This is a genomic window from Arthrobacter sp. UYEF36 (assembly GCF_040547025.1).
Taxonomy (GTDB): Bacteria; Actinomycetota; Actinomycetes; order Actinomycetales; family Micrococcaceae; genus Arthrobacter.
The window spans coordinates 29,546-50,997 of sequence record NZ_JBEPOX010000012.1 but is presented as its reverse complement, the minus strand read 5'-3'; the positions used below and the strand labels follow the sequence as shown (position 1 = coordinate 50,997).

Genomic DNA, 21,452 nt, shown 5'->3' with positions numbered 1-21,452 from the left:
CCTTGGGAATGAGCAGGTTGAAATGAGGGAAAACGGTGGTCTATTGGGCCCGGCGTTTGGTGGCCCAAACGTCCACGGCCACGGCGGCCACGATCAGGACGCCCTTGATGACGTCCTGCCAGTAGGCGGGGACGATAAGCAGGTCCAGGCCATTGTTGAGGGTCTGGATGAGTAGCAGGCCCAGGGCGGTGCCCCAGACGGTACCGCGGCCGCCCATGAGGCTAGCCCCGCCGATGACAACGGCAGCGATGGCGTCCAGTTCGTAGCCCTGGCCGAGGTTCGGGGCACCGGAGATCACGCGCGAGGAGAGCATCAGGCCGGAGAGGCCGGCCAGGACTCCGCTGATGGTGTAGACGCTGAACAGCACCCGGGTCGAGTTCACGCCGGCGATCTCCGCGGCTAAGCGGTTGCCGCCGACCGCGTAGACACGCATGCCGTAGGTGGTGCGCTTCATCATGATTCCGAAGCCGATGATGCACACGATCATCAAGATGACAGGCGCCTTCAGGCCCAGGACCTCGGTATTGGCGAAGGTGCCAAACCCCGTGGGCAACCCGTTGATGGGGGCTCCATTGCCGATCACATACGCGGCACCCGACCCCAGGGTAAGCATGCCAAGGGTAGCGATAAAGGGCGGCACATTCATCCGGCTCACCACCAAACCGTTGATGGCACCGGCAACAAAGCCGGCCAGAACAGCGACCACAAGGGCCAACCAGAGCTGGTCCGGGAACGTCTTGGCTGTTAACGCGGAGGCCATCGCGCTGACGGCGATGACGCTGCCCACGGACAGGTCGATGCCGCCGGTGAGGATGACTAGGGTCTGGCCAAGCGCAATCAGGGCAAAGGGTGCCGCGGCGATGAGGATGGTCACCAGGTTTTCCGGGGTGCCGAAGCGGGCGCTGCGGTACAGGAAGAAGGCGATGACCAAGACCATCACCAGAACCATGGCGTGGCGGATCGCGAGGGACTGGAACCACGGTCCGCTGAAGACGGCGGGGGCGCCGCTGCCAAGCTCCGGGGCTGTGGCGGAACCGGACTTGCCGGACGTTTGATTACTGAGCACCATGACGGGGTTCTTTCGTGGAATTGGCTTCCTGACCGGAAGCGTGGCGGAAAATACGGTCTTGGATATTGGGGGCCTGCAGGTCCTCACGGCTGAGGCTGGCGGCGATGCCGCCCTCGCGTAGAACAAACGCCCGGTGGGAGAGTGAAAGGATTTCCGGCATGTCGCTGGAGGCCATGATGACGGCCATTCCCTTGGCCGCCAGGTCCACAATGATGCGGTAGATCTCGCTGCGCGCGCCGATGTCGACGCCGCGGGTGGGCTCGTCGAGGAGCAGGACGTCCACGGGTCCGGTCAGCCAGCGGCCGAGAACGACCTTCTGCTGGTTGCCGCCGGAGAGCGTCTCCATGGACTGGTCCAGGCTGCGGCTGCGCAGCCGCAGCGAGGACATGACGGTCCCCACGGATGTGGAGCGGGATTTGTTGTTGATCCAACCCGCGGTGGAGAAAGCGCCCAGTCGCGGCAACGTCGCATTGTCCAGGACGCTCATGGACAGCACCGCACCGGCACCCTTGCGGTCTTCGGGGACCAACGCCAAATGCGCGTCGATGGCCGCCGCGGGGTTGCTGCGGCGGATCTTGCGGCCGTTGACCAGAATCTCGCCGGCGGCCGTTGCGCGCATGCCAAAGATGGCTTCCATCAACTCGGTCCGGCCGGCTCCGACCAGTCCCGCCAGGCCAAGGATCTCGCCGCGCCGGACGGTCAGGCTCAGCGGCGGCCTTCCATCGACCACCAGATCCTTGACCTCCAGCACCACCTCGGCACCGGCCTCCGGCAGTGCCGGGAAGAGGTCCTCCAGCTCGCGCCCGATCATGGCTTCCACGATCTGGTCGTCCGTGATCTCGCGCAGCGACTTGTCTTCGACCAGATTGCCGTCGCGCAGTACCACCACACGGTCAGCCATGGCCCGGATTTCTTCCATCTTGTGGGTGGTGAACAGCAAGGCCACGCCTTGGTCGCGCAGGGACCGCACCACAGTGGCCAAATGGGCGACTTCCTGTTCGGCGATGGCGCTGGTGGGCTCGTCCAGCAGCAGGATCTTGGCGCCGCGGCTGGTGGCCTTGATGATTTCGATGATCTGCCGGACACCCACAGGCAGCGTTCCCATGCGCACGCCCGGATCGAGGTCCAAGCCGAAGTCCTGCAATTGGCGCCTGGCCTCGGCGATCATGGCCCGCCGGCTCAGCAGCCCCAGTGAGGAGCGCAGCTCCCGGCCCACGAAGAGGTTTTCCCATACCGTCATCTCGGGGATGGACGCCAGCTCCTGCGGCACGATCGCCACACCCAGGTGGTGGGCCAGCTGCGTGTTTCCGGCGGCAAGGTGTTCGCCGCGGATGGTGACGGTACCCTCGTCGGGTTTGTACAGGCCAGAGGCAATCTTCATCAACGTCGATTTGCCCGCGCCGTTCTCACCCGCTAGCGCCGTGACCGTGCCGGCCTCGAGCGCAAGGCTGATGCCCTTGAGCACGGGGACACCGCCAAAAGCCTTGGTGATGCCGCGGCAGTCCAAGGTCTGAACGGCGGCCGCACTGAGGGGTCGTGTGTCAGGCATGGTTCAGAGCCCCGGGACCACGATGGTCTTAAGGCTCGTGGAGAGCGTGGAGGCGTTCAGGGCCTCTTCCACCTGATCCAGCCCGTAGCGGCCCGTCACCATGCGGTCCAGGTCCACGCGTCCGGTCCGCACCAGCTCAATGGCGGTAGGCCAAGTGTTCGCGTAGCGGAACACGCCGGTGATGACCAGCTCGTTGTTCTGGATGACGGGGATCGGTAGGGCGATATCGTCCGCGCCCATGCCGACCAGAACGACCACACCGCCCGGGCGTACGGAGCGCAGACCGGACAGCACCGCCGGGGTGGCGCCGGAGGCGTCAATGAAGGCATCCACACGCAGGTTCAGCTCGGCAATGTCAGTCTCCCGCGGATCGATTACGCCGGTAGCGCCGAATTCCAGGGCCTGCTGCCGGCGCGCCTCGTCAAGATCGGACACGAATATCTCAGTGGCGCCAAAGGCCTTGGCCACCTGGACGGCAATCACGCCGATAGGACCGGCGCCGGCAACCAGCACGCGGGAGCCGGCGGTGATGCCGGCCTTCCGGGCCGCGGCGATGCCGACGGAGAGCGGTTCCATCAGGGCGGCGGCGTCGTCGCTAACTTCCTCCGGCACAGCGAAGGCGAAGTGCGACTGGATCTTCACGTACTCCGCGAAGGCGCCGTCCACGGGAGGTGTGGCGTAGAACTCCATGTGCGGGTCCAGGTTGTATCGGCCGGACATCGTCTCAGCAGAAGTGGCGCTGGGGTGCTGCGGTTCAATCGACACGCGCTCACCAATGCGGTCGGTGGCGATGCCGGCCCCCACGGCCACGATGGTGCCCGCGGCTTCATGGCCCAGGACCAGCGGCTGTTCGACGACGAAGTCACCTATGCGGCCTTCCTTGTAGTAGTGCACATCCGAGCCGCACACCCCAACGGAGGAGACCTTGACTAGGACTTCGTCCGCCGCCAGCGCCGGGACGGGGCGCTGCTCAATGGAAATTTTGTCTTTGGCCAGCAGGACGCTGGCGCGCATATTTGCCGGGGAATCGATCGTCACGACGGTGGGTCCTCTCAACTACCTGACCTGCACGGTCCCACTTCTGTGTGGAAAAAGCCGTTGCTGTGTGGTCACCAGAAGTATTACTCATCACACAACACATGTGCAAGTAGTATGCTCATGTGAGCAAGTTGCTCGTATTTGGCGTAGTATGGGCTGGGAACTCAACTAAGGGGCTGTTGTGACAGAGCTGAACATCGGTCCGGACGAGCTGGTACGCCTCGCCTTTGTGGCGCACCAGCATTACATCGTGGGCCGCACCCGCATCCAGATTGCCCAGGATCTGGGGCTGAGCCGGTTCAAGGTTGGCCGGATGCTGGACGACGCCATTGCCGGTGGCATCGTAAAATTCGAAATCTCCACGCCGGGGCCGCTGGACCTGGGACTGTCGCTGAAACTCAAGGACCGGTTTGGGCTCAAGCACGCCCTGGCAGTGCGGACGCCCACCGAGGCCCCCGAAACGGTGCAGGAACACCTCGGCGCCGTGGCCGCGGAGCTGCTGCGCGAAATCGCCACTGACGACGACGTCATCGGTTTGACGGCCGGCCGCACCCTCAGCGCGATGGCGGGAGCGCTCACCACCTTGCCGCACTGCGACGTAGTGCAGCTGGCCGGGGTGGCGGGGCCCATCCAGGAGACGGGAGTGGAGGTCATCCGCCGGGTCAGTTCCGTGGCCAGCGGCCGGCCCTGGTCCATCTACGCGCCTTTGGTTGTCTCGGACCCCCGGACGGCCCACGCGATCCGCCAGCAGCCGGACATGCAGGCCACCTTTGCCCAATTTGCCCGTGTCACCATCGCCCTTGTGGCCGTGGGTAGCTGGTCCCCGCCGGATTCGCAGATGTATGACAACGCGGCCATCTCTCCCGCCCAGCGCAGCTCACTGCTGGAGAAGGGTGTCAGGGCGGAGGTGTGCGCCACCCTGATCGACGCGCAGGGGAGCGTGGTCGAGGACATTGAGGACAGCTGCATCGCCATCGACACGGCGGCGCTGCGCCGCATTCCCGACGTCATCGCCGTCGCAGGCGGTGAGCACAAGACAAGCGCCATCCGCGCGGCCCTGGCGTCCGGCCTCGTAAATTCCCTGATCACCGACTCGGCCTTGGCCAAACGACTCATCGGAGAGTAACTATGACAGCAAAAACAGTGGTTGCCGGCATCGACTCGTCAACGCAAAGCTGCAAGATTGTCCGCGTAGACGCGGAAACCGGCGAGGTCCTGGACAAGGCCTCCGCGCCGCATCCGGACGGCACCGCCATCCATCCGGACCGCTGGTGGGACGCGTTCCAGCAGGCGGGCGGCGATGGCCTGACTGACGTGGACGCACTCTCGGTCAGCGCCCAGCAGCACGGCATGGTCGCTCTGGATGCGGCCAACCAGCCGGTCCATGACGCACTCTTGTGGAACGACGTCCGCAGCGCCCCGCAAGCCGAAGCGCTGCGCAACCATTTCGGCGCCGACTTCTGGGCCAAGGACATCGGCGTGGTGCCCGTATCCTCCTTCACCATCACCAAGCTGGCCTGGTTGACGGAAAACCACCCGGAGCTGGCCCGCCGGGTGCAGCGCGTCCTGCTGCCGCACGATTGGCTGAGCTGGCGCCTGACCGGACAGGCAAACGAGCCCGTGACGGACCGCAGCGATGCCTCCGGAACCGGCTACTTCTCCGTCCCGGAGAACCGCTACCGGCCGGAGCTGCTCGAGCATGCCTTTGGACGCGTCCCCGGTCTGCCGGAGGTGATCGGTCCGGCGTCCTCGGCGGGCACGACGGCGTCCGGGGCGTTGGTTGCGGCAGGCTGCGGCGACAACGCTGGCGCGGCACTCGGGCTGGGTCTAGTGCCCGGTGAGGTGGCCGTCTCGATCGGGACCAGCGGGGCAGTGTTTGCCTCCACGGAGGCGACCATTGCGGACCCCTCCGGCGCCATCGCCGGTTTTGCCGACGCCACCGGACGGAACCTGCCGCTGCTGGCCACCATCAACGGCGCCCGGATCCTTTCCACGACGGCGGAGCTGCTGGGCGTCGATCTGGCCGCCTTCGATGGGCTGGCATCAAGCGGCCCCACCGACGCCGGCGGACTAACCCTGGTGCCCTATTTCGACGGAGAACGGACCCCCAACCTCCCCCACGCCACCGGCAGCTTGGTGGGCATGACCCGGGCCGGCCTGACGCGCGAAAACATGGCACGCTCCGCCGTCCTGGGCCTGCTGTGCGTCCTGGCCGATGCGCTCGATTCCCTGCGCTCCCGCGGCGTGGCTGCCGAGCGGGTCCTGCTCATCGGCGGCGGTTCCATGTCCCAATCCCTGCGTGCAGCAGCAGCCGACATCTTCCAGACCGAAATCGTGGTGCCCTTGGCCGCCGAATATGTGGCGCTCGGCGCCGCCCGGCAGGCAGCCTGGGCACTCAGCGGAGCCACTGAACCGCCTACCTGGGCACGGCGGGTCGAACGCACCTACGAGCCCTCCGCGTCGCGGGACTGGGCCGAGACCGTTCGGTCCCGCTTCTCCGCCGCCCGCCAGGACCTCTACGGCGTCTAGCCACGCCGGTTTGCACGAATCACCTTAGGAAATGACTTCATGACTGCCAGTACTGACCGCGCCCGCCCGATAAGCGGCCAATCCTTCGATGCCATCCTCTTCGACCTGGACGGCACGCTCATCGACTCCACCGGCCCCACGGAGCGCGCATGGCTCCGCTGGGCACAGGAGGAAGGTCTGGGCGAAAGCTACAACCACACAGAGCACGGCAAGCCGGCACTGTCGATCGTCCGGGACCATGTCCCCGCGGAACGCATTGAGGCCGCCCTGGCCCGCGCCGCCGCCATCGAAATCGGCGAAACCGACGGCATAGTCATCAAGGCGGGTGCGCGGGATTTCCTCAGCCGACTTTCCGCCGGATCATGGGCGATCGTCACCTCCTGCACACGGGAACTGGCCGCGGTCAGGATGGCGGCAGCGGGTCTTAACGCCCCGGAGGTCCTAGTGACCGTGGACGATATATCGGCGGGTAAGCCGGACCCCGAGGGCTACCGCCAGGCAGCCGCGCGGCTGGGCGTCGACCCGATCAGGTGCCTGGTGGTGGAGGACGCCCCCGCAGGCCTCGAAGCCGCGCATAGGGCCGGCTGCACCACTCTAGCCGTGGCGGGAACATTTCCGGCAAGCCAACTGGCAGCAGACACCGTTGTCGAGTCCTTAACCCAAGTTGGCATAACAATCACGAAGGCCGGAATCACGGTGTCAATCGGCTAACCAGGTCGCGACGAGGCCCGAGCCCTCCAATCCCAGGAACTCGGTCAAGTATTCGTCGCACCCCGATTTGGTCTGCGCCTGATCTCAGTCGACGTTTGTACACCGAGTCCGCACACTCATGAACCTTCATGACTCCATACTGTGCTGTGCGAATGGTCGAGCCCTCGGGGCCGCAATGGTTTCACCAGAAGCCAGGGAGCGGAACATTTCTACGTCACATCCGCACGTGCCCCACGTCGCTCACGACGTCATCGGCAGCTGACCAGCCGATTCGACCCCCAAGGGAAGATAATCCGTCCCGGTACCCAGTCGGCCCTTCGAAGCGTCACGCTCCGCCGGGAACCGCTCTCCACACACTGGCACCTGGAAACCACCAGCGACGCCGAAGAGGCAAACGAAAATTGAACCGCCAACCCATCAGCGATGACACGTGGGAAAGGACCCGGATCGAATTCACGCTGCCCTCCCTGGAACTGGTACGCCGGCGGCTCTCCGAACTGATGGAAGACCCAGAACCGGTCATGCGGCAGGTCGTCCGCGTCTTCATCGAGGAGGGAACCTTTTGTCCAGGATTCCAGTTCCTCCCCGGCGGGCAGCTCCACCCAACCGTCGTTGGACCCTATCAGCGTGCAATGGAGCTGCAGATCCCGCACAACTACTTCACCGCATGGATGGTCACGCCCTCGAGAGCCCTTGCCGGAGGACGCCCCGTTGACCACCTGAAAGGCGGCCGCGCTCCCCTGCTTCGCGCGCTGGAAACCTTCCACTGGCGCTAGAACTGGCTCTTGGCCGCGCCGGCGGGGTACATAGCGTTGGCGCATGGGACTCATTTACGGCAACCCGACCTGGCGGCCCTGACGCTGACGCGGCTCGCCGCGGAAGAGTCCGAAGGACTCGGCATCTTGGAGGGGCGCATGCTCAAATATCTCGACGGCCTCGGTCAACGCAACGGCACCGCGTATCTGGAGCTACCAACCTGGCGTTATCGGTCCGGGCGGCTATGCATCTGAGCAGCGGCGAAGGCCGAGGAACCTGGAGCCACCTCAGACCTCGGTTTGCTGGCCCCCGACACGGACCCGAGGCGGTCGGCTTCGTGCAAGTTTTCGAGTGGCACCGGTGTGGGCATTTCGAGCTGATCTCGGTTCTTCCGGAGTTCGGAAAGCGCGGATACGGATGCCCCTGGTGGAGGCGACAGCCTGTGAATCGCAGCACTGAGTGGTCGCAGCGCTGGACGTCACCCTCTGTGCCCGTAAGCCCATCCCTCACCGAAAATCGACTTCGGGATCCGAGACGCATTGGTGTCGGATGGAAGTCGCTCTAAGACATCCAGCGATTATTCCCCGGTCGTATTTACGCGATGCCTCCTGCAACGCGCCCGTGGGCATCCTGCCCGCTCAGACGTGCCCGCTACCATCGACCGATTCCGTGTTCTCCTTCGGATGCAGTGCTGGCGGGGAGATAACCCAGAGAACTTCAAGCGGTTCCTCGCCTGAATTGGTCACTCTGTGAAGTGAGCTGGAGAGGTACTCGATGGAATCGCCGGCGTAAAGCACGTGCTGTTCATCGCCAATCGTCACCGTTGCTGTGCCAGCCTGGACTAGAACAAACTCCTGGGATCGGCCGTGACTGCGCGGCTCCGGGAAATTGGACCGGCCAGGATCCAGCCGGCCGATGTAGACCTCGAAGTTTGATAGCGGACGTCGGGTGAGCACGAATTCCTTGTGTCCGTCCGGCGAATCCAGTTGCGGCCGGTCAGCCAAGCGAAGCGGCTGGTGAAGTGCCGCGGCGTCGCTGAACAGCTGGCTAGTGGTCAGATTCATTGCCCGCAGCAACGTCACCAAAGTGTCGATTCTAGGAGTGGCGAGCCCTCGCTCGACCATGCTGATCGTGCCTGCGCTGATGCCGCTCAAACCTGCCAAGGCCCGGGCGCTCAGGCCACGGCTGGTCCGCGCTTGAAGGATACGGGCGCCCAGTTGCTCGCGTTCTGCCTGGGCAGCCTCAGTGGCGGTGTCGGACATACTTCCCCTCCTAACCTGTGTTGTCGCGCTTAAACCTACTCGAACAATTCTTCCCCCGCGCATACCGGCACGTTCCCCGTGAGGGAGAGCTGGGAAAAATATCTGAACAGACCATTGCAGTACTCTGAACGCTTCGTTTAGAGTAATGATCAATACATTCATTGTGGCGTAGGACACAGGAATCCTCAAGTGCGGACATGGACGGCAGACTTACTATGAAAATGAAACAGCGGGCCGAGTTCGGGATCGTGGGCTCCGGCGTAATTGGCCTCTGCACGGCGTATTTCCTCGCCGAGGCGGGTCACTCAGTGACCGTTATCGAGCGCGAGCGAACGGTGGGGGCGGGAGCCTCTCGCGGGAACGGCGGCCAGTTCGTGTTTGCCAAACCCCTGCCATCACCGGGCATGGTCCGTAACGGCCTACGCCATCTGATCGGGCGCGACGGCGCTTTCTACGTGGCGCCACTTGCCATGCCGGGACTGGCCGGATTCCTCTCCCGATTCGCGCTTTCAGCCACGCCGACCCGCTTCATGAAGGGTATGGAAAAGCTGGCCGTACTCAACGAGCTGACCATGCCGCTTTTGGACAGCATGAAGCTAAACGGGATCGGAACCCGGATTGAAGAGACAGGAAACCTCCGCATTTTCGCCGATCAGACAGCAGCGGAGGCAGACCACGCCGGGGCTTTGGAGCGCGCAGGGAACGGGTTCAACTCACAGCCAGGACGGCTGATGTATGGCGAGGAACTCTGGGACTACGAGCCCGCCCTCGGTGCCGCTGCGAAGTTCGGCTACGTGCAGCCTGATCTGCGCTGGGGCGATCCCTCGGTATTCATCGATGAACTCATATCGCATCTGAAGCGGATCGGCGTCGAATTCGTCACGAACAGCGAGGTGACCGCCGTCGAGGAATCGGACAATGCCGTAGAAGTCCGCCACAACGATCAGACCTCGTCGTTCTCTTCTGTTCTGCTGGCGGCCGGCCCCTGGAGCGCGCCGCTGATGAAGGCTGCCGGGTCGCGGGCCATTCTCAAACCCGGCGTCGGCTATAGCTTCTCGGTTCGTGCCGAACACACTCCCGGGCACGTGCTGGCCCTGGAGAATGCCCACGTGGGAGTCACCCCATTGGAGGACGGCTGGGTCAGGTTTGCCGGAACGATGGAGTTCACCGGATCAGACAACGGAAAAACTTCAGATCGCGTGCAAGCGATCGCCGAAGCCTCCAAGCCTTACGTCTCAGGCATGGACTGGGATTCCCTCAAAGACGAGTGGTCCGCTGCCCGCCCCATGACACCCGACGGCCTGCCATACATCGGTCAGCTGCCCGGTCGGCAACGAACCGCGGTGGCCACGGGCCACAACATGCTGGGACTCACGCTGGGTCCGGCAACAGGCATGAAAACGGCCGAACTACTCCTCAGCCAAGGTGCGGACCCACGCATGAAAGCATTTGCCGTTGATCGCCACATCATCTTCTAACCCGTCGATTCGACACAACAGAAAGTGAAACCCTGACATGAAGAAGCTCCCCTTCACGGTTGGCCGGCGCGTCGCCGCCACCTGCACAACTCTCGCGGTTGCGTTGGCCCTGGCCGCCTGCGGCGGCGCCCCCGCCGCCACGACGAAAGCTACAGACGCGGAAGCTGCCGCACTGCTTCCCCAGGCCATCAAGGACGCCGGCGTCCTGAACGTGGGCACCTACGCGCCGTCCCCGCCCACTCGTATGTTCAAGGAAGACGGAACGACCCTGACCGGCCTAGACATTAGCCTGTCGGAGGAGATCGGCCAGTCTTTAGGTCTGGACGTGAAGTTCCAGAACATGAAGTGGGACGGACTTCTACCCGCGCTAAAGGCCAACAGGTTCGACGTAGTCGCCGCCCAGGTTGGGGACTACCCGGAACGCCGCGGCAACGGCGATTTTGTTGACTACTACACCACGGGCGCCTCCGCCGTGGCGCTGGAATCAAATGCCGGTGGTTTCACAGACCAGTGGGACATGTGCGGGAAACGCGTCGGCTTCCAAAGCGGTGTAGCCGCCGCGAAGGCTCTGCCCGAACTGTCCACGCAATGTGCAACAAAGAAACCGGCATCCGGGCCCATGGACCTCAAGCCGTTCCCCGACGATGCAGCCGGCCTTCTCGCCCTCCGCTCCGGACAGACGGATGTACACGTCCTGGACAATACCGCGGCGGCCTACCAGGTCCAAAAGTCCCAGTCCGGGACCAAGATGCAGATAGTGGCGAGCGACCTGATCGAACGCGCCAACATCGGCATGGTCATCGCCAAGGACAACACCAAGCTGCGCGACGCCGTGGAGACAGCCCTAAAGAATCTCCTCAAATCCGGTCGCTACCAGGCAATCCTGGACCAGTATGGTCTGGGTGACTACGGAGTCAAGGCGATCACCGTCAACACAACCGAACGAGCGAAGTGACATGAGTAACGTCAGCATTCACTCACCGGCGGGAACGGACCCCGGAGTTCCCGGCCAGGGCCCCGCCAACATGAAGCGCGTTCAGGTCGTGCCGCCCAAGCACGTAGGCCGCTGGTTCACCGGTCTGGTCACCGCCGCTCTCATGGCACTGCTCATTTGGGGAGTCGCAACCGCCCCGAATATTGCCTGGGACGTCGTGGGCGAGTATTTCTTCAACGGGACCCTTATGGAGGGCATGCGCCTGACCATCGTGCTGGCCCTCGTCGCCCTGGTGGTTGGAGTGGTGCTTGGCACCATCGTGGCCACTATGCGGCTCTCCAGCAATCCTGTCCTGCAGGCCATCGCCTCGGGTTACATCGCCGTCTTCCGCGGCACCCCGCTGCTAATCCAGATCATCTTTTGGTACAACATCGCTTTGGTAGTGCCGAAATTGACCCTCGGCTGGCCCGCAGAAGGTCTTGGCGTTTCCGTGCCCATGAACACGCTGATGACCCCCACCGTGGCTGCCATTCTGGCTCTCGGGCTTAACGAGGCCGCCTACATGGCAGAAATCGTCCGAGGCGGCGTCCTCTCCATTCCAAAAGGCCAAGAGGAAGCGGCCAGCTCGCTCGGACTGAATCCGAAACAAACCATGTGGCGAGTCGTGTTGCCCCAAGCCGTCCGCAGCATCATTCCGCCCACCGGCAACCAGCTGATCGTGCTGCTCAAAAACACCTCCCTGGTCAGTGTCATCGCTGCCCGCGAGCTGCTCACGGCGTCCCAGCAGATCTACGCCCAGAACTTTTACACGATCGAACTCTTGATCGTGGCGGCGTTCTGGTATCTGGCCATGACCACCGTTGCCACAGTCGGACAGAGCTATCTGGAACGACGGTTTGAATACACTCAGCGCTCCCGCGCTACGCCGTTCCTGCAGAAACTGTGGCAGACGGCCACTACCATCGGCCGTCCGAAGTACATGGAGATCAAAGCATGAGCCTCACCCAGAACCCCCCGCTGGTGTTGGAAGCACACCAAATCAAGAAGTCCTTCGGCGACCACCTGGTTCTCAACGGCATCGATGCGAACATCAGCAGAGGGGATGTGCTCACACTTCTGGGACCGTCCGGTTCGGGAAAATCCACCTTCCTGCGGTGCGTGAATTTGCTGGAACGGCCGGACTCCGGCTCCATCCGCGTCAACGGCGAACTGATCGGCTATCGGGAACAGGGCGACAAGCTGCACCAACTCACCGACAACGAACTGGCAATCCAACGCACGACGACCGGCATGGTGTTTCAACAATTCAACCTGTTCGGTCATCTGAACGCCCTGGAGAATGTCATGCTCGCCCCGGTCCTGGTCCGAAAGAAATCAAAAGCCGAAGCCCGAGAAGAAGCCATGGCGCTCCTGGCCCGAGTGGGACTCCAGGACCGGGCCAAGACTTACCCACTTCAGCTCTCCGGCGGTCAGCAACAACGCGTCGCCATCGCCAGGGCCCTGGCCATGAAACCCGAGCTGATGCTTTTCGACGAGCCCACCTCCGCCCTGGACCCCGAATTGGTCGGGGAAGTACTCGGCGTGATCAAAGGCCTCGCCGAGGAAGGCATGTCAATGATGATCGTGACCCACGAAATCGCCTTCGCACGAAGTGTCTCGGACCAAGTCATGTTCATGGCAGACGGCCTCGTGGTGGAACGCGGCACCCCCGAGGAAGTCTTCGCAAATCCCAAAAACCCGCGCACCATCCAGTTCCTCAAGGAAATATGACCGTGAACCAGCCCCACCGAGCATCCGGCCTCATCCATGTATCCCCTGCCGGACCTGAGAACCCGGACGCTCTGGCCGCAGGATCCGTGGTCTGCGGCGGACTGGTACACACGACTGTCATCCCGCGCAATGAAGACGGGAGCATCGAAACCGGAGGAATTCGCGGGCAATCCGAAAGGATCTTCGCGACTTTGGAAAACGTACTCGGACGGTCCGGATCCTCGCTGGCGAACCTGATCCACCTCACCATCTACCTCACAGACATCGCTGACCGGGACATCTTCAACGAGGTCTACACCCAACATGTCCCGCGACCATTCCCTTCACGGTGCGCGCTCCAAGTATCCGCGTTAGCGGTCGTCGGCATGAAGGTCGAAGTCACCGCCGTGGCCGCACTTACTGGAGACCAGGATCGCCCTTCGGTCGAATCCCCAAGACTCCAGCATAAGTAGCCATTCGTAGATCGTGCCACGACCGGCCCGACGGCGTTCCCCTGCGCAAACTGCACCCGGGCAGACCCCACAACGCTACTCAGTCATCCACGAGCGCCCGAAGTCCCTTGGACATTCCGATTGAGATTCAGGTCACCACGGCTCGCAACTAACAACAGTTACCGGCGATCCCCCACGGCCTCCAACGCGTCCGTAATGCACGGCGGGGAGCCCTTGCCCGTAGATCGAAGAAGCCGGCCCCGTCTCACCATGAGACAGGGCCGGCTTCTGTCTTGACCCGGAACAACAGAGCAATACGGCGCGACGCCTCGTATGCACAAGCTGCCGTCAATTTCGCAGAACACCCATTTCGGACCTCTGGTCGTTCGCTTACGACCAGGTTCGGAGTGCTCCTTTTCCGCGACTGGCCCCGCCTAGTGGTCTAACGGATGACGGGCTCGGTTGCTTCGAGCAGTTCCAGTTCGCTTCGACGGGGCATGCCCTCCCAATCGCCAAGGGCCAAGCCGGCGAACGCGCCGGCCCGGGTTGCTGTCAGCAGGCGCTGGGGCACGGTGTTGCCGTCTAAGGATTCCCTGATGTGGCCGGCACCGACGGTGTCAACCGGCCGAATGTCGACGACAGCCTGGATGAGCGCTTCACAGTCGTCGACGGCGACGCATCCATAAGCGCCTAGTTTGATGATGGCCTGGGGCGCACCGAGGTCGGTTATGCGTCTGGCGAGCGGGTCCGGGGGTAAGGCCGACGGCCAGGCAAGTCATGTTGTACGCGGCCCCAGCCACCATGAAGTGGTGAACGCGAAAACCCGACGGAAGGACGAACGAGGATGAAACATAGGGGACCCCGGAGGGCGGTACCCGGACTGCAGTAGAGAGCCGCTCCCCCACACAACCGAATAGGCCGCTTCCGGGACCCCACACACCCGGAAAATCAGATCAGAGGTGAGAGTGTGGACACTGTCCACACGAAAAAAGGACTAACAGGCCCCTGACCTGCGGAAACACTGTGCCCGAGGTGGGACTCGAGCCGGGTTCCAGCCCTTGCAAACACGGGCCTCCCGCCGAAACATACGGAATCCGGCCCAGTCCGGTACCGGTACCGGTACGGCCCAGTCCGTGACCCAAAGTGTGGACACTGTCCACACCCCCGCTTCTCCCCATCAAAGACCCCCCAAACAGCCGCACCCCGCATCGACAGGGTGCGGCGCTTCTTTGCCTGAAAAACTTGATCCTGCCGGAGAAGTTCAACCTCGGCTGCAACCGGGTCCTGCCCGCACTCGATACGGACTCCCTGGCACGCCCGCACGGCGCACTGAGTCTCCAAGCTCAGCATTACATTCCAGCTCCCTTCATCCCCTTCATGGTGCGATCGGCCGACAGCCGAATGACCGGTTCCCTAGTTTTGCCGAATTGGCCACGTGCAATTCCGACGCTGGAGACGCGCTGCCCATGCTGTGCAGATTTTGGTGATCACTTCAGAAAGTCGACTGATCAGTACCTTTTTTCGTGTGGTCCGGCGGACCGTAGTGGATCAGGCACTATTGCGGTCCTCCAACCCACAAACCAGGAGCGCACTCTCCAAAGAGATGCAAATGCGTCTACATCATGGCCAGGTTGCCCGGAGCGCCGTTGCAACTTTCGGGGCCTCCCCGGAATCCACAATCCATTCATCCAGGCTCACCGCGGGCGCCCTCGTCTGCAATGGAACTGGCGTCCGAGATGGACAGCTGGACGCCACGGGGAGTAGCAGCAGATTCTCATTGCTTCAAGTAAGCCCACTTGGCTCGAGTCGGATCAGCTTCTCACCAAGCTAACGTTCCTGAGACGTCCAAGGCGGGCCCTCCCATAAACACTTTGGCGATTTGAGTCGATACTCCGTGGCCTGCCACCTGCCAGTCGACCCTGGCGAACTGGAGCCGCATTCATTGGGCCGTCATGTGTCCTTCACCGCTTGGGCGCCGTGGGTTTGCCGTGCTCGCCCAGACTTGGTGGTGCTCGTCAACGGGCATGACACGGACTTGGAGAATGACAGATGAACTACGCGAAGCTGCTGACCGCGGCCGCCATGTGCACAGGACTGGCGCTGGGGGCATCCCTTCCGGCGCAGGCTGCCGATACCAACCCGAACGGCGGCGACAACCACTTCGACCTGCAGGCCCATCGCGGCGGTCTGGGACTAACGGTTGAGTCCACCCTCCCTGCCTTCGCCAAAGCTCTCGAAACGGGAGTGACCACCCTTGAACTCGACCTGCAGATCACCAAGGACGGACGCGAAGTAGTCACGCACGACCGCAAGATCAGCGGAACGAAATGCGCCGACACCGCTCCTGTCACGCCCGGAGACCTGCAGTTCCCCTATGTCGGGAAGTACGTCAAGGACCTGACTTTCGACCAGGTCCGCACGCTGGACTGCGGAAGCCGCACCCTTCCCCAGTTCCCCGGGCAGCAGCCCGCGCCCGGGGAGACCATGCCCACACTCGCGGAAGTGTTTGCTCTTGTCGACTCGTACAGGGCCAGCCAGGTGAAGTTCAACATCGAAACGAAGGTCGAGGCGGGTGCCCAGGAGCAGACAGCTCCGCGGGAGCAGTTTGTGGCCGTAGCGCTGAACGAAATCAAGGCCGCCAACATGCAGCACCGCGCCTCTGTTCAAAGCTTTGACTGGGGTTCCCTGCGGCTCGTCCAGGAGATGGACCCGCAGATCCGCACGGTAGCCCTGACCAACAAGGACTTCCTTCAGGCCGGTCAGGCGGGCAGCTCCCCCTGGCTTGGCGGCATCGACGCGGATGATTTTGAAGGTGACCTTGTGTCTGCAGCGTCGCACCTCGGATTCGACGCCATTTCTCCTGTCCATGGAACACCCCAAAACGGGACGGTTGAGGACGCCGGATACACCCCCTACGTCACTGCCGACATGGTTGAACGGGCTCACGGTGTGGGAATGCAGGTCATTCCCTGGACCGTGGATGACAAGGCGACCATGCGTGCGTTGATCGCCACCGGAGTTGACGGAATCATCACCGATTATCCGGACCGGCTCCGGGAGGTCATGGCGGAGCATTCTTTGAAGCTGCCGAAGCGGTACTCGCTGTAATTGGCCCGGCATAGCGCCAAGCGCCAGCCTGGCTTCAGAACACACCACGTACCGCCCAACTCCTGAGAGGCACCCCCATGAGCACCTTCCGTCATCGAAGTTTCCTTGCGGCCGCTGCTGCTATCATCGCCATCACTGCCGGCAGCGGTATCGCCGCCCAAGCTGCACCGCGACCCGGTGCCAACGACACGGGTGACACCGTCCTGGCGAACAGTTTCAGCGCCGTAGACCGCAACACCAGCTGGAACTTGACAGGAAAACTGGAACTCGACTTCCCCACACACCACCCCCAGGGCATCGCCTACACCGAGGACCACATCTTCCTGTCGTCCGTGGAAATCGTTGAACGCACCGTCAAGTACCCGTCCCCGCAGGGCGGGTACGACCGGAGCGCCGGGAAAGGCGTCGGCCACCTGTTCGTGATGGACAAATCCGGGAAGCTGCAAAAGGCCATCATTCTGGGAGAAGGCGACATGTACCATCCCGGAGGGTTGGACTTCGACGGAGAGAACATCTGGGTGTCCGTCGCCCAGTACCGGCCCAACAGCAGCTCCCTCATCTACCGCGTCGACGCATCCACTCTTGAGGCGGAAAAGCAGTTTGAGGTCCCCGACCACTTCGGCGGCGTCGTTATGGACCGTCAGACCGGTCACCTGGTTGGAAACACCTGGGGATCGCGGAGGTTCGCGGAGTGGAACCTCAAAGGCAAGCAGCTCTCCACGTGGCAGAACCCGAACCACTTCCTCGACTACCAGGACTGCCAGTATGTAGCCAGCTCCCAAGCCTTGTGCGCCGGGGTTACCAACCTTCCCCAGACGCCGGCGGCAGGCGGCCTGGCCGGGACGTACGAGCTGGGCGGCATGGCCCTGATCGACCTTGCCAAGGGGACAACACTGCACGAAGTACCGTTTCAGAAATGGTCCACGGCAGGACATGTCGCTACCCGGAACCCCTTCAAACTCACCGCGGACGGCGGCCACCTGACCATGCATGTGGCTCCCGATGACTACGAAGAAGGCAATGGCACGGAGATTCTTACCTACGAAGCGACGGTCATTCCGGCAAACTAAGGGCACCGCCCGGGCGCGGGCCGCCAACTGTCACAGTTGCCGGTCCGCGCCGTTTCCACCGCGGAACCCTGCCGGTGAGCTTCTTGGACGTCAGGTGCCAGCGGTGGCAGCGCTGGCAGGGGTAGGCCCGGACTGGCTGCTTGCCCGGATGATCACTTCTGGCACGCGTATGAAGAGGCGGGTTCTTGGACACGCACGCCAGAACCGTCGTTAGGCACGGGCGAGCCGACTGACGCTCGCCTAAGCGGACGCACCGTCCGGCGCCGCCCCGAACAAGTCGAGAACTGGTTTCCACTCCTCGCCGAGTGGCTCGTCCATGCTGGCGTTCATATGCGTACCGACGCCGGCGACGTGGGCGCCGGAGAGCTTCGGCGCGCATTCCTGGCCGCCACGACAACCGGGTCAGTGAAAAGCTTCTCTGGCAGGTCCAACGCTCCGACGACGACAAGCTGGCCTTCCCACACGGCCCCCTTCTACCCGCCCGAAGCGTAGCGCCGCATTTTTGAGTAGGAGCGTACTGGATACGCCGCTCAGGTCGATGGACGATAGACTTTCCGCGCGCCTCATTCACCGGCAGTCCCCAGGGAAATCTGCCAGCATCTTGGCGAGGGTGGGGGGAACCCCCCTCCCACGCTTCGCATCCCCTAAACAGAAAATATTGGTCTCAGACGGTTAGAAGATCAACGATGAATCGCACCAAGACGGGGCTACTGTCGATGGCCACCGCTGCAGTGCTTGCCACGGGACTTGCTCCCGGTACGCAGCGGACTACGGTGTGGCCCTGATGGATGTCCATTGGGCGACGGTTTTCGACGACAGTCCGCGGAACCACACATCCTCGGGCGGCCTTCCCCTCCTTCTTGGGTACCTAGTCGACCATCCGCGGCCAGCACAGGAGATTGGGTACAGGTTTGGTGCACCTTCCCGATTTGTTGTTCGCCTTGGAGCGGGGTTCGTATGGCACGTCCGCTGATCTCAACGAAGCTGTTCATCCCAAAAGTGCGTCGCCATGTTGTGACGCGCCCGCGGCTCTTGGATCGCCTGAGCCGGGGAACTGAGGCGCGATTGACCCTGGTGTCTGCTCCGGCCGGGTTCGGCAAGACAACACTCCTTGCCGAGTGGCTCGGCGGAATGGAGGAGGACCGCCGTCGTATTGCGTGGGTTTCGCTCGACGCCGCCGACAGCGACCCTGCGTCTTTTTGGACCTACGTTGTGTCCGCGTTGCAAACAGCGGTGCCTGGTCTCGGTCCGTCTGCCTTGGAGCTCATTGCTCCTTCAGACGTCTCGACCGAGTCCGTGCTCACCATGGTGCTGAACGATCTGGCGACGGCGCCGGCTGATGTCTGGTTGGTGCTCGATGACTACCACCTCGTTGACAGCCACGAGGTCGCCAACGGGTTGGTCTTCCTGCTTGACCACCTTCCGTCCCACGTCCACGTTATGATCAGCACGCGCGCTGACCCCGAGCTGCCTTTGCCCCGTTGGCGGGTGCGCGGCGAACTTATCGAGCTCCGTGCAGCGGAGCTGCGCTTTACATCGGAGGAGGCTGCCGCCTACCTCAATGACGTAGCAGGATTGGATCTTTCCGCCGTAGACGTCGAGACGTTGTGGCAGCGTACGGAGGGGTGGGTAGCAGCGCTGCAGCTGGCAGCTCTCACGCTCCAAGGCCGCAGGGACGTTGCCGGTTTTATTGCCGGGTTCGCCGGGAATGACCGGTACATTGTCGACTACCTGGTCGAAGAGGTACTTGAGCTTCAACCCGATCCGGTTCGCAATTTCCTATTGCTCACATCGGTTCTCGACCGTTTCAACGAAGTTGATCAGCTGCCAGAGATTTCAGTCGCACTAGGAATGCGTAACTGGTGGCAGTCGGCGTATACAGATCGATGTCCTGTTCTGCGGTCGTCAAGGACAGGAGTAGCCCATACCGGACAGGGAAGTCGCGTCTGTCGGCGCAGTTATTGTTCTTCCACCAACCCCCAACGGGATAGACAGCGACGGAGTTACACATGGCTAGCTCGCTGCCGGTGCCGTGCCATTCATCCTGATGGAGCGATCCGAGCTTCCGCTGATTCTCGCCGAGGAACCATCGATCGGACGTGGTACCGCTCCGTGACGCGCCGTCTTCATCGGACTGCGCCTCTCGGTTGATCCGTGATATGAACCCCTGCTGTGTCTCTAGGGGACCTTGGAGATCGAAGCGCAGCGAGTGTGACGCGTAGGCGTAACGCTGTCGCCACCCACGGCGAGAGGCCGTGGGCTCAATGAAATACGACAATGTTATGCGCAGTCGCACATCGTTCGCCCCGAGTTCTTGGAGTACTTCGGTGGGCCAAGGGAGTTTGTGGAGCCGGAAGCGCCTCATTGCGAAACTTTGGCCGTCGAACGGCACGAACTGATCCTGTGTCACCAAGGTGACCGCTCGGTTCGAGGAGTTGAGGACGGCTTCCTCGGTGGGAACGCCCCATCCGTAGTTCCGGAGAAGCTGGAGCCGGGCAGTCTTTGAGGAATTCGACGCGACTTCGGCGTTCATCGCAGGGCTCCACTCGGCTGAGTGCGTGAGGAGTCCTCGAACGGTTTCGGGCCAGTAGTCGGGGTTCCGGCCCATAGCCAGGGCCGCAAGTCTCGAGGCCTTGGCGGTCGCGGCGTTCGTGGCGTTCGCAGAGGTAAGGGCGCTGTCGTTCGCGTTGCTGGTGGAGCGCAGCGAGAGGCTTGGTAGCTTCGGCTCGAACATCTGATTGCCGTCGCTGAAAACGTTCCCGCCTTCCATGCAGATGTCGGGCTTGATGGGCCATTTACGTTGGCCAAACAAATGAGAGGTGCGGCTGTGCGGTGAAAGTTCTCCGGCGTTCGCGAGCGGAACCCAGCCGGCATACTGAGGGTGTTGCGGGGTGTCTGTCAGTTCGGTGTACGCACCCACGGTTAGGGCATTCCAGGACTGACCGGGGTCTTCGACAGCCGAGACCTCGGAATTGGCGCGGTAGTCGGACTTGTAGTCATGCAATCCAAAGGTGCACAGGTCGCGGAACATTTCGGCCCGGCCTAACCGCAGCGGATGCCGGGCCTTTTTCGTTCGGTCAGCGTTCGGGTAGGCGTCCGGCCAGTCCCAGGAGGGAAGGTTCACGGCCCAGTTCCACATGAGCAAACGCCAGCGCGGCCGCCAGGTCCGTCTTGCCATCATAAATCGCCTGGCACAGGCTCAGGTGCTCTGCGCACTGAACCTGGGGGTCGCGATGTCCGGTCAGGGTGAAGAGCCACTGCATTCTGCCCAGCAAAGGCTTCATGGAGTATTCCAAGAGAGAGTTGCCCCCCATCGCCACGATCTCTGCGTGCAGTGCCGTGTTGATCAGCGGAATTTGCGCATGGTCGTGGCGCAGGGTGGCTTCTTCTGCCTGGCTCATCATCTCCTGCAGCCTGGACGAAGACTGGCCGCCCGCCGCGGCCTGGGCGGCGAGACGGGCGGCGAGGACCTCAAGGCTGAGTCGCACATCAAAGAGTTCGTTGACATCGCGCAGGGTAATCTGTTTGACCGTTGCCCCACGGCGCGGGGAGGTGTCGATGAATCCTTCTGCTTCGAGTTGCTGGAGTGCCTCCCGGACTGGTACCCGGGACACATCCAGGGCTTGGGACAGGTCGCGTTCCCGAAGCCGTGATCCCGGCGCGAAGTCTCCGGAGATGATCAGTTCCCGGATCCGTGCCCGGGTCGTGTCAGCCGAGGACGCGGAAGATTCCGCCTGGACTGTCATT

At 62.8% G+C, this 21,452-nt stretch carries 18 protein-coding genes and 1 pseudogene; 12 read left to right on the top strand and 7 right to left on the bottom strand.

The window, feature by feature from the left end; translation table 11 throughout:
• Positions 1–40 precede the first annotated feature (40 nt).
• Genes ABIB29_RS16640 through ABIB29_RS16630 form a run of 3 tightly spaced genes read right to left on the bottom strand, consistent with a single transcriptional unit; the run spans position 41 to position 3,632 of the window.
• On the bottom strand, positions 41–1,069 hold the full coding sequence (locus ABIB29_RS16640) for an ABC transporter permease (protein WP_354173918.1): 1,029 nt from the start codon (positions 1,067–1,069) through the stop codon (positions 41–43).
• Complete coding sequence (locus tag ABIB29_RS16635; protein ID WP_354173917.1) at positions 1,056–2,618, bottom strand: sugar ABC transporter ATP-binding protein; 1,563 nt, start codon at positions 2,616–2,618, stop codon at positions 1,056–1,058. Before ABIB29_RS16635 ends, ABIB29_RS16640 begins: the two co-directional genes overlap by 14 nt.
• 3 nt (positions 2,619–2,621) lie before the next feature.
• Positions 2,622–3,632 carry an NAD(P)-dependent alcohol dehydrogenase gene (locus ABIB29_RS16630; RefSeq protein WP_354174000.1) on the bottom strand — a complete coding sequence of 337 codons (1,011 nt, stop codon included), beginning with the start codon at positions 3,630–3,632 and terminating at the stop codon, positions 2,622–2,624.
• A gap of 205 nt (positions 3,633–3,837) precedes the next feature.
• Between ABIB29_RS16630 and ABIB29_RS16625 the strand changes: the two genes are divergently transcribed.
• The 4 genes from ABIB29_RS16625 (at position 3,838) to ABIB29_RS16610 (ending at position 7,672) form a co-directional block, all read left to right on the top strand.
• Positions 3,838–4,782: a sugar-binding transcriptional regulator gene (locus tag ABIB29_RS16625; RefSeq protein WP_354173916.1), complete on the top strand. Its 945-nt coding sequence runs from the start codon at positions 3,838–3,840 to the stop codon at positions 4,780–4,782.
• 2 nt (positions 4,783–4,784) lie between these two features.
• A complete protein-coding gene (gene xylB / locus ABIB29_RS16620) occupies positions 4,785–6,185 on the top strand; it encodes a xylulokinase (RefSeq protein ID WP_354173915.1) in 1,401 nt (466 codons plus the stop codon).
• Between the two features lie 39 nt (positions 6,186–6,224).
• Positions 6,225–6,896, top strand: coding sequence for an HAD-IA family hydrolase (locus tag ABIB29_RS16615; RefSeq protein ID WP_354173914.1), 672 nt, complete (start codon positions 6,225–6,227; stop codon positions 6,894–6,896).
• A gap of 401 nt (positions 6,897–7,297) precedes the next feature.
• Positions 7,298–7,672, top strand: a complete 375-nt coding sequence (locus tag ABIB29_RS16610; RefSeq protein WP_354173913.1) for a hypothetical protein — start codon at positions 7,298–7,300, stop codon at positions 7,670–7,672.
• 618 nt (positions 7,673–8,290) lie between these two features.
• On the opposite strand, the gene ABIB29_RS16605 is transcribed toward ABIB29_RS16610, so the two are convergent.
• Positions 8,291–8,914, bottom strand: coding sequence for a helix-turn-helix domain-containing protein (locus ABIB29_RS16605; protein ID WP_354173912.1), 624 nt, complete (start codon positions 8,912–8,914; stop codon positions 8,291–8,293).
• Between the two features lie 215 nt (positions 8,915–9,129).
• Here ABIB29_RS16605 and ABIB29_RS16600 point away from each other — a divergent pair, with 215 nt between their 5' ends.
• The 8 genes and pseudogenes from ABIB29_RS16600 to ABIB29_RS16565 form a co-directional block, all read left to right on the top strand.
• Positions 9,130–10,392 carry an FAD-dependent oxidoreductase gene (locus ABIB29_RS16600; RefSeq protein WP_354173911.1) on the top strand — a complete coding sequence of 421 codons (1,263 nt, stop codon included), beginning with the start codon at positions 9,130–9,132 and terminating at the stop codon, positions 10,390–10,392.
• Between the two features lie 37 nt (positions 10,393–10,429).
• The gene (locus ABIB29_RS16595) at positions 10,430–11,347 is read left to right on the top strand and encodes a transporter substrate-binding domain-containing protein (RefSeq protein ID WP_354173910.1); all 918 of its coding nucleotides are present in this window, start codon (positions 10,430–10,432) and stop codon (positions 11,345–11,347) included.
• Position 11,348: 1 nt separating this feature from the next.
• Entirely contained in the window at positions 11,349–12,323 is a 975-nt protein-coding gene (locus ABIB29_RS16590; RefSeq protein WP_354173909.1) for an amino acid ABC transporter permease, read from the top strand.
• A complete protein-coding gene (locus ABIB29_RS16585; protein WP_354173908.1) occupies positions 12,320–13,096 on the top strand; it encodes an amino acid ABC transporter ATP-binding protein in 777 nt (258 codons plus the stop codon). Before ABIB29_RS16590 ends, ABIB29_RS16585 begins: the two co-directional genes overlap by 4 nt.
• Positions 13,093–13,548: a RidA family protein gene (locus ABIB29_RS16580; protein ID WP_354173907.1), complete on the top strand. Its 456-nt coding sequence runs from the start codon at positions 13,093–13,095 to the stop codon at positions 13,546–13,548. Before ABIB29_RS16585 ends, ABIB29_RS16580 begins: the two co-directional genes overlap by 4 nt.
• A 2,028-nt stretch (positions 13,549–15,576) precedes the next feature.
• Positions 15,577–16,635, top strand: a complete 1,059-nt coding sequence (locus tag ABIB29_RS16575) for a glycerophosphodiester phosphodiesterase (RefSeq protein ID WP_354173906.1) — start codon at positions 15,577–15,579, stop codon at positions 16,633–16,635.
• Positions 16,636–16,712: 77 nt separating this feature from the next.
• Positions 16,713–17,705 carry a DUF6454 family protein gene (locus tag ABIB29_RS16570; RefSeq protein ID WP_354173905.1) on the top strand — a complete coding sequence of 331 codons (993 nt, stop codon included), beginning with the start codon at positions 16,713–16,715 and terminating at the stop codon, positions 17,703–17,705.
• Positions 17,706–18,662: 957 nt separating this feature from the next.
• Positions 18,663–19,061 (top strand): annotated as a pseudogene (locus tag ABIB29_RS16565) (helix-turn-helix transcriptional regulator); the annotation flags it as partial.
• Here ABIB29_RS16565 and ABIB29_RS16560 read toward each other — a convergent pair.
• Genes ABIB29_RS16560 through ABIB29_RS16550 form a run of 3 tightly spaced genes read right to left on the bottom strand, consistent with a single transcriptional unit; the run spans position 18,981 to position 21,451 of the window.
• Positions 18,981–19,463 carry a hypothetical protein gene (locus ABIB29_RS16560; RefSeq protein WP_354174009.1) on the bottom strand — a complete coding sequence of 161 codons (483 nt, stop codon included), beginning with the start codon at positions 19,461–19,463 and terminating at the stop codon, positions 18,981–18,983. The pseudogene ABIB29_RS16565 and the gene ABIB29_RS16560 overlap by 81 nt on opposite strands.
• A 49-nt stretch (positions 19,464–19,512) precedes the next feature.
• Positions 19,513–20,829, bottom strand: a complete 1,317-nt coding sequence (locus ABIB29_RS16555; RefSeq protein ID WP_354173904.1) for a S8 family serine peptidase — start codon at positions 20,827–20,829, stop codon at positions 19,513–19,515.
• Positions 20,783–21,451 carry a GntR family transcriptional regulator gene (locus ABIB29_RS16550; RefSeq protein WP_354173903.1) on the bottom strand — a complete coding sequence of 223 codons (669 nt, stop codon included), beginning with the start codon at positions 21,449–21,451 and terminating at the stop codon, positions 20,783–20,785. The genes ABIB29_RS16555 and ABIB29_RS16550 overlap by 47 nt, the downstream gene beginning before the upstream one ends.
• Position 21,452: the final 1 nt, after the last annotated feature.